Origin of the sequence: Actinomyces naeslundii, from assembly GCF_001956585.1 — a bacterium.
In the GTDB taxonomy this organism is placed as follows: domain Bacteria; phylum Actinomycetota; class Actinomycetes; order Actinomycetales; family Actinomycetaceae; genus Actinomyces; species Actinomyces naeslundii.
This window is the reverse complement of the sequence record NZ_MSRR01000007.1, coordinates 40,635-53,076: the sequence shown is the minus strand read 5'-3', so window position 1 is coordinate 53,076 and position 12,442 is coordinate 40,635. Positions and strand designations below refer to the sequence as shown.

Sequence of the window (12,442 nt, the reverse complement as noted above, 5' to 3'; positions counted from 1 at the left end):
GGCTCAGGCAGGACTGGTGGACGCGACGGGATCGGTGGTCGGCTCGGCGAACCAGACCGTGGTCTCGCCGTAGCGCTTGTCCGCGAAGCGCGCCAGTCCCGCCGGCCAGGCGGGCTCCGCTGAACGCGTCGAGCGCTCGACGACGACGACGGCGCCGGGAGCCAGCCACGGGTCCTCGCCGCGGGCCAGGGGAGTGAGGATGTCGGTGAGCTCCTCCTGGGTCAGGTCGTAGGGCGGGTCGATCAGCACCAGGTCCACTGGTGCTCCCGCCGCTCCAGTCAGGAACGTGGCCGCCTTCGCGGTGACCGCGGTGACCTCGTTCAGGCCCAGCGCCCGGATGTTGCGCCGACAGGTGTCGGTGGCCGCGCGCGAGGAGTCCACGAGGGTGACGTCACCGGCCCCTCGGCTCGCCGCCTCCAGGCCCAGGGCCCCCGAGCCCGCGCACAGGTCCAGCACCCGGGCACCGTCGAGCACCCCGTAGTGGTCCAGTCGGGCGAAGAGGGCCTCGCGCACCCGCTCGGAGGTGGGGCGCGTCCCGGACCGGGGCACCTCGATCCTGCGCCCGCCCACGGTTCCGGCCACGATCCTCGTCATGAGGCAGACCCTACCCGGACTGCCCCCGCCTCTGTTCCAACGGGGCGCTCAGCCCTCCTCGGCCGGGGCGTGCTGGCCGTAACCGGTGTCCCGGATCTTGCGTGCGACCGCAGCGATCTGCTCATCGGAGAGGATCTTGGGGCTGCCGACGGCGAGCGTGCGCAGGTAGAGCTCGCAGACCCACTCCAGCTCCTGGGCCAGGACGTAGGTGGCGGCCAGGTCGGGGCCGGTCACCACGGAGCCGTGGTTGCTCATGAGGGCCGCCGTGCGTCCCTCGAGCGCCCGCTCGACATTGGCCGCCAGCTCGGGGGAGCCGTAGATCGCGTAGTCCGCCACCCGTACGTCGCTGCCGCCGAACATGCAGATGTAGTAGTGCACTGCCGGAAGCGCGCTGACTCCCTCAAGGCTGGCCACGGCGGTGGCGGCGTAGGAGTGGGTGTGCACCACGGACATCTGGCCGGTCGCCCGCAGCGCGGTCAGGTGCAGGTCGAGCTCGCTGGCGGGCTTGAGCGGCCCCTCGACCTGCCTGCCCGTGGCGTAGTCGACCACGGCGACCAGGTCGGGGCGCATGTCCTTGTAGGGCAGCCCTGAAGGGGTGATGGCGACCAGGTCGCCCTCCCGGACGGACAGGTTGCCGGCGGTGCCGACGACCAGTCCGTCGTCGGCCAGGTGGAAACAGGCCTCGGTGATCTGCTGGCGAGCGTTGTTGAGAAGCATCATGGGCTCTTTCCTCGGGGCGTACCGCTGCACGCCCCGTTGCGTCAGAAGTGGTACCGACGAATCATCTCATGTTGGCGCTCTCATGTCTATGACTGCGATGTTTTGCCTTAATGCTTGACATTACCGATTGGTTAGAGCCATTCTTTGTTTGCGCTCACATTCGTGTGGGCCCTGGTCATCGTCGCCCAGTGAAAGGAACCTGTCATGCCTACTGCGTCCTATCCCGCCATCGGAATCCGCCCCCTCATCGACGGCCGCCGTCGCGGCGTGAGGGAGTCCCTCGAGGACAAGACCGCTCAGCTGGCCAAGGATGTCGCCGAGCTCATCTCCTCCCGCCTGACCTACCCCGATGGCAGCCCGGTGCGATGCGTCGTTTCCGAGACCGCGATCGGGGGAGTGGCCGAGGCCAACCGTTGCAAGGAGCAGTTCCGCACCGAGAACGTGTGCGCCGACCTGACCGTCACCGCCTCCTGGAACTACATCACCGAGGTCCTCGACCTCGACCCCTCCATCCCGCACGCCATCTGGGGCTTCAACGGCACCGAGCGCCCCGGGGCCGTGACCCTGGCCGCCGCGGCCGCTGCCTACAACATGCTGGGCATCCCCTGCTTCGGCATCTACGGACACGACGTCCAGGACGCCGACGACTCCGGCCTGACCGACGACGTCGTCGAGAACATCCTGCGCTACGCGCGCGCAGCGCTGGGGGTCGGCCTCATGAAGGGGCGCAGCTACCTCTCGATCGGGACCGTCTCGATGGGGATCGCGGGCTGTCGTGTCCCCGAGCAGTTCTTCGTCGACTACCTGGGAATGCGCGCCGAGTACATCGACATGATCGAGATCGACCGCCGCATCGCCCACGGCATCTATGACCACGAGGAGTACGAGACCGCCCTGGCCTGGGCCCGGGAGAACCTCACCATCGGGGAGAACCGCAACCCCGAGGCCAACCGCTTCACCCAGGAGGAGTACGACGAGCAGTTCGACTACTGCATCAAGATGCTCCTCATCGGTCGTGACCTCATGGAGGGCAACCCCGCCCTGGCCGAGCTCGGCTTCGTCGAGGAGGCCGACGGGCACGACGCCATCGCGGCGGGCTTCCAGGGGCAGCGCCAGTGGACGGACTACAAGCCCAACGGCGACATCCTCGAGACCTTCCTCAATACCACCTTCGACTGGAACGGCAAGCGGCCCGAGAAGGTCTTCGCCACGGAGGGCGACGCCGGCAACGCCGTCGCCATGCTCTTCAACTCCGTCCTGACCCACCGTCCCCAGCTCTTCAGCGACGTGCGCACCTACTGGAGCCCCGAGGCCGTTGAGCGGGTCACCGGGTACAAGCTCGAGGGACGCGCCGAGAACGGGTTCATCGACCTGCGCAACTCCGGGGCGACGACCCTCAACGCCACCGGTGAGGAGAAGGACGCCGAGGGCAACCCCATCATCAAGCACTGGTGGGAGATCACCGAGGCGGACATCGAGGCCGACCTGAAGGCCTCCACCTTCCACGCCGCCACCCGCGAGTACTTCCCCGGAGGCGGCTTCTCCACCCACTTCACCACCGCCGGCGGCATGCCCGTCACCGCGACACGCCTCAACTTCGTGGCCGGTCAGGGGCCCGTTCTCCAGATCTCCGAGGGTTGGACCCTGGAGCTGCCCGACGACGTGCGCGACCAGATCGTCTACCGTACCGACCCAACGTGGCCGACGACCTTCTTCGTCCCACGCCTGACCGGCCATGGCGCCTTCACCTCCGTCTACGACTGGATGGCCAACTGGGGCGCCAACCACACGGCCACCGGCTACGGACACTTCGGCGCCGACCTCATCACCCTGGCCTCGATGCTGCGCATCCCCGTCTACATGCACAACGTCGAGCGCGAGAGGATCCTGCGTCCCAAGGCCTGGGTGCCCTTCGGCACCGCCGAGCTCGAGAGCGCCGACTTCAGGGCCTGCGCCACCTTCGGTCCCCTCTACCGCTGAAGGACCGACGCCATGACGAGCACCGACGAGCACCACGCACTCGCACTCGATCTCGGATCCAGCTCCGTACGAGCGGTTCTGGGAAGCTACCGTCAGGGAGCCATCAGCACTGAGGAGGTCTTCCGGCTCCACCACCAGGCGGTGGATGACCACGGCACCCTCACCTGGGACCTCGAGCGCATCATGGACGGTGCTCGTCGGAGCATCGTCGAGGCGACTGAGCGTCTGGGGCGGGCTCCTGACAGCATCGGCATCGACACCTGGGGCGTCGACTACGGCCTCCTCGACGCCCAGGGAGAGCTGCTGCGCGCCCCACGGGCCTACCGCGACGGGCGCATGGCCCGATGGGCTACGGACCTGGACCGGGCCATCTCCCCGGAGGCGGCCTGGCGAGCGACCGGCATCCTGCCCCAGCAGATCAACACGGTCTACCAGCTCTACGCGGACCTGAGGCAGGAGCCGGACCTCGTTGATCGGGTCGACCGCTTCCTGCCGCTGCCCGACCTGGTGGCGCACCTGCTCGGCGCTCCGGTCGAGGCAGGGCGGGCGATCGCCTCGACCACCGGGCTCGCCTCCCCAGGGGCGAGGCACTGGGCGTCTCAGGTCCTTGAGGCCACTGGGATCCCCGAGCGGTGGATGCCCCCGCTCGTCGACGATGCCACAGTGGCCGGGATGACGCCGGAGGGGATCACCATCGTGCGCCCCGGTGGACACGACACCGCCTGCGCCGTCCACGCACTCGGGCTGAGGGGGCACGAGGTTCGCCTGTTCATCTCCTCAGGATCCTGGAGCCTCATCGGGGCTGCCGTTCCCAGCCCCATCCTGGACGGAGCGGCGCTGCGGGCCGGACTGACCAACGAGGTCCGTACCGACGGAGGTATCCGGCTGCTGCGCAACCTCACCGGCTTCTGGCTGCTCCAGGAGTGCCAGCGCTCCTGGAACGAGCCCGATACCGGCGCGCTGGTCGAGGCGGCGGGGGAGTGCGCCTCCCTCGGGGTCGTCATCGATCCCGACGACGAGCTCTTCGCCAGTCCCGGCGACATGCCGGACAAGATCGCCGACTGGTGCCGCCTCCACTACAAGGTGGCTCCCGAGGGACCGGCGCAGACGGTCCGGCTCATCCTCGAGTCGCTCGCCTGCGCCCATGCCGCCTACGCCCAGGGGCTGCAGGACGTCGTCGGCGACCAGCTGGACCCGGCGGCACCGATACACCTGGTGGGAGGCGGGGCGCGCAACAGCCTCCTGCCGGCCATGACGGCGGCGGCCTGCCACCGTCGGGTTGTCGTAGGCACACCGGAGGCCAGTGCCCTGGGCAATATCCTCGCCCAGCTCGAGGCGGCCGACGTCCTCGACCCCAGTGCGCGCGGTGAGGTGCTGCGCCGCAGCATCAGCTCCGTGGAGGTCGACTCCTCCGGGGCCATTGCCGATCCCGGTGCCTTCGACGCCATGCGGGAACGGCTGGACAACGCCACCGCCGACTGACCATCAGCCACATCGACCACAACCACGACATTCAACTCAACACCCACCACATGAAAGGAGCAACGATGCTCCGCAACATTCCCGCCAACCTGTCACCCGAACTCGTCAAGATCCTGCTCGAGATGGGCCATGGGGATGAGATTCTCCTGGCCGACGCGAACTTCCCCGGGCACCACCTCCACCCCACCACGGTGCGGGCCGACGGCCTGGGGATCCCCGACCTGCTGAGGTCTATCCTCACGCTCATGCCCCTGGACCGCTACAGCAGCTACCAGGTGGCCCTCATGGAAACGGTTGGCGACGACCCTCGGCCTCCGGTGTGGGACGTCTACGAGCAGATCTGGAACGAGGCCGAGAAGGATGCCGGACCGGTGAGCGTCAAGACGATTGAGCGCATGGCCTTCTACGACTACACCCCCAGCGTCTACGCCGTCGTCCTCACTGGCGAGACCGCCCTGTACGGCAACCTCATCCTCAAGAAGGGCGTCCTGTGATGACTGCGATCCGCGACTCCGTGACTGAGGAGGCCCCCGTCCAGGAGGGGACGGCCAAGCGGGGCTTCCTGTATCCCGGCATGGTGCTGCCCTTCTGTCTGCTGGTCTCCTGCTTCGCCGCCTGGGGCCTGGCCGGAAACATGACGGATCCCTTGGTCAAGGTCTTCCGCTCCGTGTTCTCTATGACGAACCTGCAGTCCTCGCTGGTGCAGTCGGCCTACTACGGGGCCTACTTCTGCCTGGCGATCCCGGCGGCCTTCATCAACAGCCGCCTGGGCTACAAGGGCGGTGTCCTCATCGGGCTGGTGCTGGCGGGAACCGGCGGGCTGCTGTTCATCCCCGCGGCCTACGTCATGACCTACTCGGTGTTCCTGACCGCCCTGTTCACCCTGGCCGCCGGTCTGTCCATTCTGGAGACCAGTGCCAACCCCTTCGTCATGTCCATGGGGCCGGAGCACAACGCCACGCGGCGCCTCAACTTCGCGCAGGCCTTCAATCCCATCGGTTCCAATCTCGGGGTGCTGCTGGCCGCCCTGCTGATCCTGCCTAAGGTGAACCCGGCCACTGCCGAGCAGCGTGCGGCCATGAGCCAGGAGACGCTGCTGGCCACCCAGAGCGAGGAGCTCAAGGCGGTCATGGGCCCCTATGTCGCCCTCGGGCTCCTCTACCTCCTGCTGGCCTTCATGATCGGTCGGGTCAAGGTCGTGGAGCGGCAGATGGACGCCGCTGCGGGTGACAGTGGCGGGCCGGGCAGGCTCATGCGCCTGCTACGGAATAAGCGCTACAGCTTCGGAGTGGTGGCGCAGTACTTCAACGTGTCTGCTCAGACCTGCATCTGGACCTACACCCTGCACTATGTCACGAGTGCCTTGGGAGTGTCGGACAAGGTCGCCGGATACTGGTTGCAGGCGAGTCTCATCGTCTTCCTGGTCTTCCGTTTCCTCATGGTGGGGCTCATGGGGCGGTTTGACGCACGCAAGCTGCTTCTGTTCATGTGCTCCCTCGGGGTCGCTCTGTCCCTGTTCGCCATGGTGAGCGTGAACATTCTGGGGGTGCTGGCCATCATCTCCCTGTCCGCCTGCATCTCCTTGCTGTTCCCCACCATCTACGGCGAGGCCCTGATGGGGCTGGGGGAGGACACCAAGTACGGGGCCGCAGGTCTGGTCATGGCCATCATCGGCGGGGCCACCATGCCTCTGGTGCAAAGCGCCATCATGGACTACACGTCTCCTGCGGTGTCCTACGTCACGGTTGCCGGGTGCTTCCTGGTGGTGGCCGCCTACGGGGTCTACACACTGCGCACGCCCAGGCCCATCAGTGCGGCCTGACGGAAAGCACTCACACCATTCTCTCCGCCCACGCCGTACCGAGTGGGCGGAGAGAATGCTCAGTGGATCCGCTTGGCAAGGATGATTCCAGGTCCCAGTTGAGTGGGAGCGGTCGTGAGGACTCCATGGTCATGACTCACCTGTGTCTGTCCATCTCCCGGCCTCGACGATCTCCAGTCGAACTTCGCAGGCAGGCGGTCAAGCGGGACTGCGACATTCTCCAGGGCAAAGAGAACCGCATGGTCTCCGTGAGACATGAGTCGCGCACCCGGTAGTGAACAAGCCTGCTCCAGTAGCTCCGCAGAGGGGTGAGACAGTTCCGATCTCGCTGCTCGCATCCACGCGCCTAGTCCCCTCAGGCAGGCGCGTTGAGGATCAGGAATGGTTCCGTCGGCGTGCGGGCCGACGTTGAGCAGGAGACGTCCTCCCCGTGAGACGACGTCGACCAGGTGTCGAGCTGCGGACGGGCCGGTGAGGTACTGCTCATCGCCCTCCATCCGGTTGTAGCCGAAGGATAATCCGATACCGCGACAGTTCTCCCACCGGTCCGCAGCCTCCGAGTCGCGCATTGCCTGATATTCACTAGTCTCGTAATCGGAGTGGAACCCACCGAAGCGGTCATTGACGACGCCCTCCGGGCACAATTTGTAGTAGTGCTCAAGCAGTGTTCCCAGTCCGTGGGCATCGAAATTCTTCGCGCAGTCCGGCCATTCGATGTCGTTCCAGAAAATATCGGGGTGATACCTCTGAAACAGGTCAAGACAGTGATTGAAGATGTAGCGCCCGTACTCAGGGTCCACAGATCTGGCGAGCCGTTCAAGATCCTCTTCGCTCAGGATGACAGGAAAAGGTCTGTAATGCCAGTCCACTCCGCCCGAATAGTATGCGCCGAAACGTAGTCCTGCCCGACGTGTTGCCCGTGAGATTTTTTCGACGAGGTCTTGTCGGGGGCCGCGTTGAACCGTGTTGCGGCCATAGGTTTCGGGGGCCTCCCATAGGGTGATGCCGTCGTGGTGCTTGGTCGTTAGGACAACCAGTCCTGCCCCGGCTTCTTTGAACAGCGCTGCCCAGTCGTCAGGGTCGAATTTTTCAGCATGCCACATGTCCAGAAAACCGTCATACGGCAAGGAGCCGTAGGTCTCGTGGTGGTACTGGGAGGCGCGGCTACCCGGAATTCGTATGGTGTTGAAGTACCACTCGGCGTAGGAGTTATGAGTAAACCACGTCCTCTCATCGGGTTCGGTGCCGAGCTCTCCGTGAGGTTCTGCCCAACTTGGTACCGAATACGCTCCCCAGTGAATGAAGATCCCAAGGGGGGTGTGGTCCAGCCACTCAGGCTGATGGGTTCCCAGGCGATCTCGGTGCTGCGATACAGGTGGTCGATTCATCACTCAGCGACCTCCAAAGGCGCCGAGAGTGACGCCCTTCTCCAGCTGACTCTGCAAGAAGGCCACGATGAAAAAGGAAGGGATGACCGACATGGACACGGCGGCCATCATGGGTCCCCAGTCCGTGCCTCTCTCTCCTGAGAACATCTGAAGTCCCAGCGAGATTGTGGCCAGGTCCGCATCATTGACGACGATCAGAGGCCACAGGAATGTTGACCAATAATCGATGAAGGAGAAGACGCCAACGACGAGTATCGGAGCCTTGAGCAGTGGGATGAGGATGTGCCAGAGGATCTTGAGGTCGCCGGCCCCATCGATTCTGGCCGCCTCCTCGAACTCAAGGGGCAGGCTCAGGATGAACTGTCGGATGAGGAACGCCCCGAAGGCTCCGAAGGCAAAGGGAAGAATGAGGGCCGTGTAGCTGTTGACCAGTCCGAGGTACTGGAATCCGATGTATAGAGGGATGACAAGCACCTCCTGGGGAAGCACCAGAGTTCCCAGAAACAGCATGAACAAGTGGTCTCGGAATCGGAATCGAAGTCTGGCGAAGGCGTAGGCGCTCAGCAGTGAGACTGCCATGGTCAGGGCTGCTCCGCAGGTCGAGACAAGAATAGAGTTCAAGATGATGCGCCCCAGAGGAATCTGCTGAGTCGCCTCGGTGTAGTTGTCCCATGCAAGACGGGTGCCTGTGAGTGAGGCTCCTGAGGAAAACACCTCAGATGTCGGCTTGAGGGAAGAAGCCAGCATCCAGGCGAATGGGAAGAGGAATGCTATCGCTATCAGTGTGAGTAGCGAGTAGGAGAGAAATTTGCCAATTTTGGATCGGTGTTCAAGAGTCATAGTTCACCCACCTCTTCTGCTGGCTGAATTGAAGGGCCGTCAGCAGCATAACGATGACGAATAGTATCCAGGCCAGGGCGGAGGCGTAGCCCAGCTTGTCGAAGGAGAAGCCGTTGCGGTATAGTGCGAGCACAATGGTGTTTGTCGACTCACCTGGTCCTCCTTTTGTGAGAAAGAATGGTTGTGCGAACACCTTGAATGCTCCGATGACGGTCATGACGGTGCAGAAGAAGAAAGTCGGAGACAGGATGGGGAAGACGACCTGGAAGAATCGTCTGAATCCAGTTGCGCCGTCGAGCTCGCTGGCCTCCAGTATGGACGGGTTGATGCCGTTGAGGCCGGCAGTAAGGACCACGATGTTGTAGCCAAGACCCTGCCATAAGCTCATGATGACGAGCGAACCCATGGCAAGGCTGGGGTTGTTCAGCCAGGGTAGCGAGGGGAGCCCTATGCTGTTGAGGGCAGAGTTCACCACCCCTTCGTCATTGAGGAGGAGGCGCCAGATCAACGCATTCCCTGCCATTGGGGTGACGACGGGGATGAAGAAGATGATTCGCAGCACTCGAGAGAACCTGTTGGGGAGGTGCTGCAGCCAGTATGAGATACCAGTGGAGATGATGAGGTTGGCACCTGTGTATAGAAGGGCGAACACCACGGTGTTCTTAAGGATGGTGTAGAACGCTGGGTCCTCCCCGGAAATCATTCGTCGATAGTTGTCAAGGCCGACGAACTCTGATGTTCCCAGAAGCGACCATGAAAACAACGAGATGATCAGTGACGCGATCAGGGGGATGATGATGAAAACCAGAAACCCTGTCATGCCGGGTGTCAGGTAAGCGATGATGCGTAGTGTGTCTTGGGGAGCTCTGTGGCGCCTTCGACTCTCAGCGGTGGTTGCGGCTCCCATCATCCTGCACTCTCTTGCAGGTCCTTGAGGATGTCTGCCGCGGTACGTGAGCCCCGGTAGCCTTCTGGGCAGTACTGGGTGAAGGACGTCACGATCTGATTCCAGTTTGCTGGGGTTACCAAAGCGGTCCCGTGATCCAGGAGGAATTTGATGGCTTCAACATTTCCGGTCGGTTTACCTTCTGCCCATCCGTCGATTTGGGAGCCGATGGATGGTACCGTCCCGCGGGTGCGTGCCACCTTGCCGATGACCTCAGGGCTGACCAGCTTCATGATGTTTTTAAACGCGGCATCCTTGTCCGGACAGTTTTTGCCGATCCCGAAGCCCGATCCCTGAATGACTCCGATGGCCTGTCCGGAGTCACTGGGGATGACGCACACACCCAGGTTGTCGTTGAGCTGCTCGGCGAAGGTCGCGTACATCCACGGGCCGTCAATGATGGCGGCAGCCTGACCAGAGGTGAATGCGCCTTGTGCGACCTCGTCGCCGTCCGAAGCGGAAGGAGCCTTGGCGTAGCCGTTGACTGCGGCAAGGTCAAACGCCTTCTGCACGGATGAGACGAAGGCGCTGGAGGTCAACGAAAGGTTTCCCTTGTCGTCGAGGGCAGTGGCGCCATTGGCGTATGCGAATGCTCCAGGAGCGTTGTCCATGAGATTTGGTTTGATGGCCATGCCGACCTTCCCACCAGTAGTCAGGGCCTTCATGTCCGACAGGAACTGTGCGTAGGTGTACTTGGTTGTCGGCTCCTTCAACCCCGCTGCCTTGAAGGATTGCCGATTGTAGAACATGACGCAGGGCTCTGCGTCGTACGGCAGTGCGTAGATTTTTCCGTCCACCGTCATACCTTCAATCATGGCCTTGTTGAAGACTGACGTGTCGACCCCGTGCTTCTTGATGAGATCGTTCAGCGGTTCCATGATGCCGACGAGCTCCTTGGTTCGGGCTGCCTGTGTGGTCAGGATCCCTGGAGCATCAGCTGCCGTCATTCGGGTTTTGGCCTTGGTGTAGTAGTCGTTGTAGCTGGGACCTGAGAAGTCGAGCTTGAAGCTGGAGTCAGTTTCTTTGACTGCGTCGACGAATGCCTGCCACTGGGCGCGGTCCGACTCGCTGGACACCCACGTGAACATCTGGGTCGGGGCGTTATTGTTCTTGCTCTTCCCTGATGAGCATGCTGACAGCAGTGCTGCTGCCGTCCCACTCAAGAGCGATGCCGAGATGAAGGTGCGGCGGGGAAATGAAGGTGGGGTCATGGTCTTCTCTCTTCAGTGAGTGCGTAGGGGTGCCTCGTTGCAGCCGCTGGGGTCCGACGGCGATGTCGGAAGCAGCGGATGATGGCGGTAACATTAACTTGGTCACAAAAGGGTGTCAACCGTTGTGGCTTGCTGAATGCCCTGAAATGAAGCGAAATAGTGGGTGTGTCGAGGTGTCGGGAGGTGCGGGTCGCGGAGGAGTGGTCTGTGGGTTGAGGAGGTTTGAGTGAGCGCTGACATGTAGGTTGCCGTTGCCCTTTGCTGGAGACTGCTGCTGGTTGGGGCGTGCACTGGGTGGGGGCAATGTCGGGTGCTCGGGGGACGGCAGTCGCCCTCCAGGTGGGGCGGTCGTCGAGAACCGCTCACGCGGAGAGGTGGTCGCAGGTGCTAGGCCTTGGTCGTTGACGCCCTGACGACGAGCTGAGGCTTCAGGCAGATGCTGTGGGCAGGGGCGCCCTCGACGAGCTCGTCGGACAGCCTCAGTGAGGCCTGCCCCAGGGCGTCGAAGTCCTGAATCACGCTCGACAGCGACGGAGTCGCCCAACGCGCCAGGGGAATGTCGTCGAAGCCGACGACGGCGACGTCGTCGGGTATCCTCACGCCGGCGGCGAGAAGCTCGTGGCACAGCCCCAGGGCGATGTCATCGTTGGCGGCGAAGACGGCGTCGGGTAAGCCGCTATCGAGCAGACGTCTGGCGACCTTGGCCCCTGCTTCTCCTGTCCAGGCGTCCGTGCCCACCCAGCGGCCGGGAACTCCGGCCTGCGCGCAGACCGACTCGTAGGCGGCCAGGCGCTCCGAGGCATCCTGCCAGGAGAGGTCTCCGGTGACATGCAGCAGGCGGCTGCGTCCCTGAGCCAGAAGGTGCTCCGTTGCCAGCCTGGCTCCCAGGGCCTGGTCGATGGAGACGGTGGACAACTCGGAGAACTCGTGCTGACCTGAGATGATGGCCACGACCGGACCGCGGTTGCGTTGAGACGAGAGGACGGCCAGGACGTCGGCGCGTTGGGCGAGGACCACGACGGTCGTGACGCGGTGGCCGTGCAGGTGGGCGAGTGCCTCCTTGACCGACTCCGGCGCGTGGCCGTCAGCGGTGGCCAGGACGAATGTGTCCCCCCGCTCGCGCACCGCCCTGGCGATCGCGGAGAAGATGGAGGCCATCCCGTGCGACAGCCCGGCGGTCAGCAGAATTCCCACGCCCCCGGAGGAGCCCGAGGCCAATGAGCGGGCGGCGAGGTTCGGCTCGTAACCCAGTGCCTGGACGGCCGCCAGGACCTTCTGACGCGTCTCGGGACGAACCGACGGGTGGTTGTTGAGCACGCGGGAGACGGTCTGAGGCGAGACTCCGACTGCGTCAGCCACGTCACTGAGAGTCACGCGTGTGGACACAGAGGAAATATAGCAGCGCCTCCTTGACGTTCCGGGATATCCGGGTGCCGGCGGGCAGCGGGGTGAGGACTGA

Annotated in this window: 11 protein-coding genes; 4 read left to right on the top strand and 7 right to left on the bottom strand. The window is 63.8% G+C overall.

What is annotated here, in order from left to right; genetic code table 11:
- Positions 1–3: 3 nt before the first annotated feature.
- Both rsmD and BKH33_RS03885 read right to left on the bottom strand, forming a co-directional pair.
- On the bottom strand, positions 4–594 hold the full coding sequence (gene rsmD, locus BKH33_RS03890; RefSeq protein WP_003781598.1) for a 16S rRNA (guanine(966)-N(2))-methyltransferase RsmD: 591 nt from the start codon (positions 592–594) through the stop codon (positions 4–6).
- A 48-nt stretch (positions 595–642) separates the two neighbouring features.
- Positions 643–1,311 (bottom strand): class II aldolase/adducin family protein, encoded by a 669-nt coding sequence (locus tag BKH33_RS03885; RefSeq protein WP_043538996.1) that lies wholly within the window; start codon positions 1,309–1,311, stop codon positions 643–645.
- Positions 1,312–1,518: 207 nt separating this feature from the next.
- Between BKH33_RS03885 and BKH33_RS03880 the strand changes: the two genes are divergently transcribed.
- The 4 genes from BKH33_RS03880 (at position 1,519) to fucP (ending at position 6,598) form a co-directional block, all read left to right on the top strand.
- Positions 1,519–3,294, top strand: a complete 1,776-nt coding sequence (locus tag BKH33_RS03880) for an L-fucose isomerase (protein ID WP_003781599.1) — start codon at positions 1,519–1,521, stop codon at positions 3,292–3,294.
- 12 nt (positions 3,295–3,306) lie between these two features.
- Complete coding sequence (locus tag BKH33_RS03875) at positions 3,307–4,776, top strand: rhamnulokinase (RefSeq protein ID WP_003781590.1); 1,470 nt, start codon at positions 3,307–3,309, stop codon at positions 4,774–4,776.
- A 65-nt stretch (positions 4,777–4,841) separates the two neighbouring features.
- Positions 4,842–5,270: an RbsD/FucU family protein gene (locus BKH33_RS03870; RefSeq protein WP_003781586.1), complete on the top strand. Its 429-nt coding sequence runs from the start codon at positions 4,842–4,844 to the stop codon at positions 5,268–5,270.
- Positions 5,270–6,598, top strand: coding sequence for an L-fucose:H+ symporter permease (gene fucP, locus BKH33_RS03865; RefSeq protein WP_043538994.1), 1,329 nt, complete (start codon positions 5,270–5,272; stop codon positions 6,596–6,598). Before BKH33_RS03870 ends, fucP begins: the two co-directional genes overlap by 1 nt.
- A gap of 59 nt (positions 6,599–6,657) precedes the next feature.
- Here the strand turns inward: fucP and BKH33_RS03860 are convergent, their stop codons facing one another.
- From BKH33_RS03860 to BKH33_RS03840, 5 genes are all read right to left on the bottom strand, one after another.
- Entirely contained in the window at positions 6,658–7,986 is a 1,329-nt protein-coding gene (locus BKH33_RS03860; RefSeq protein WP_309314200.1) for an alpha-L-fucosidase, read from the bottom strand.
- A gap of 3 nt (positions 7,987–7,989) precedes the next feature.
- Complete coding sequence (locus BKH33_RS03855; RefSeq protein WP_003781587.1) at positions 7,990–8,826, bottom strand: carbohydrate ABC transporter permease; 837 nt, start codon at positions 8,824–8,826, stop codon at positions 7,990–7,992.
- The gene (locus BKH33_RS03850) at positions 8,816–9,646 is read right to left on the bottom strand and encodes a carbohydrate ABC transporter permease (protein WP_003781585.1); all 831 of its coding nucleotides are present in this window, start codon (positions 9,644–9,646) and stop codon (positions 8,816–8,818) included. Before BKH33_RS03850 ends, BKH33_RS03855 begins: the two co-directional genes overlap by 11 nt.
- Positions 9,647–9,732: 86 nt before the next feature.
- On the bottom strand, positions 9,733–10,983 hold the full coding sequence (locus tag BKH33_RS03845) for an ABC transporter substrate-binding protein (RefSeq protein WP_003781595.1): 1,251 nt from the start codon (positions 10,981–10,983) through the stop codon (positions 9,733–9,735).
- Between the two features lie 387 nt (positions 10,984–11,370).
- A complete protein-coding gene (locus tag BKH33_RS03840) occupies positions 11,371–12,369 on the bottom strand; it encodes a LacI family DNA-binding transcriptional regulator (protein WP_076081052.1) in 999 nt (332 codons plus the stop codon).
- Positions 12,370–12,442: the final 73 nt, after the last annotated feature.

What these genes read in the sequence shown, in the direction of transcription:
- rsmD (WP_003781598.1), bottom strand. Translation starts at nt 594, where the DNA reads ATGACGAGGATCGTGGCCGGAACCGTGGGCGGGCGCAGGATCGAGGTG.
- BKH33_RS03885 (WP_043538996.1), bottom strand. Translation starts at nt 1,311, where the DNA reads ATGCTTCTCAACAACGCTCGCCAGCAGATCACCGAGGCCTGTTTCCAC.
- BKH33_RS03880 (WP_003781599.1), top strand. Translation starts at nt 1,519, where the DNA reads ATGCCTACTGCGTCCTATCCCGCCATCGGAATCCGCCCCCTCATCGAC.
- BKH33_RS03875 (WP_003781590.1), top strand. Translation starts at nt 3,307, where the DNA reads ATGACGAGCACCGACGAGCACCACGCACTCGCACTCGATCTCGGATCC.
- BKH33_RS03870 (WP_003781586.1), top strand. Translation starts at nt 4,842, where the DNA reads ATGCTCCGCAACATTCCCGCCAACCTGTCACCCGAACTCGTCAAGATC.
- fucP (WP_043538994.1), top strand. Translation starts at nt 5,270, where the DNA reads ATGACTGCGATCCGCGACTCCGTGACTGAGGAGGCCCCCGTCCAGGAG.
- BKH33_RS03860 (WP_309314200.1), bottom strand. Translation starts at nt 7,986, where the DNA reads ATGAATCGACCACCTGTATCGCAGCACCGAGATCGCCTGGGAACCCAT.
- BKH33_RS03855 (WP_003781587.1), bottom strand. Translation starts at nt 8,826, where the DNA reads ATGACTCTTGAACACCGATCCAAAATTGGCAAATTTCTCTCCTACTCG.
- BKH33_RS03850 (WP_003781585.1), bottom strand. Translation starts at nt 9,646, where the DNA reads ATGACAGGGTTTCTGGTTTTCATCATCATCCCCCTGATCGCGTCACTG.
- BKH33_RS03845 (WP_003781595.1), bottom strand. Translation starts at nt 10,983, where the DNA reads ATGACCCCACCTTCATTTCCCCGCCGCACCTTCATCTCGGCATCGCTC.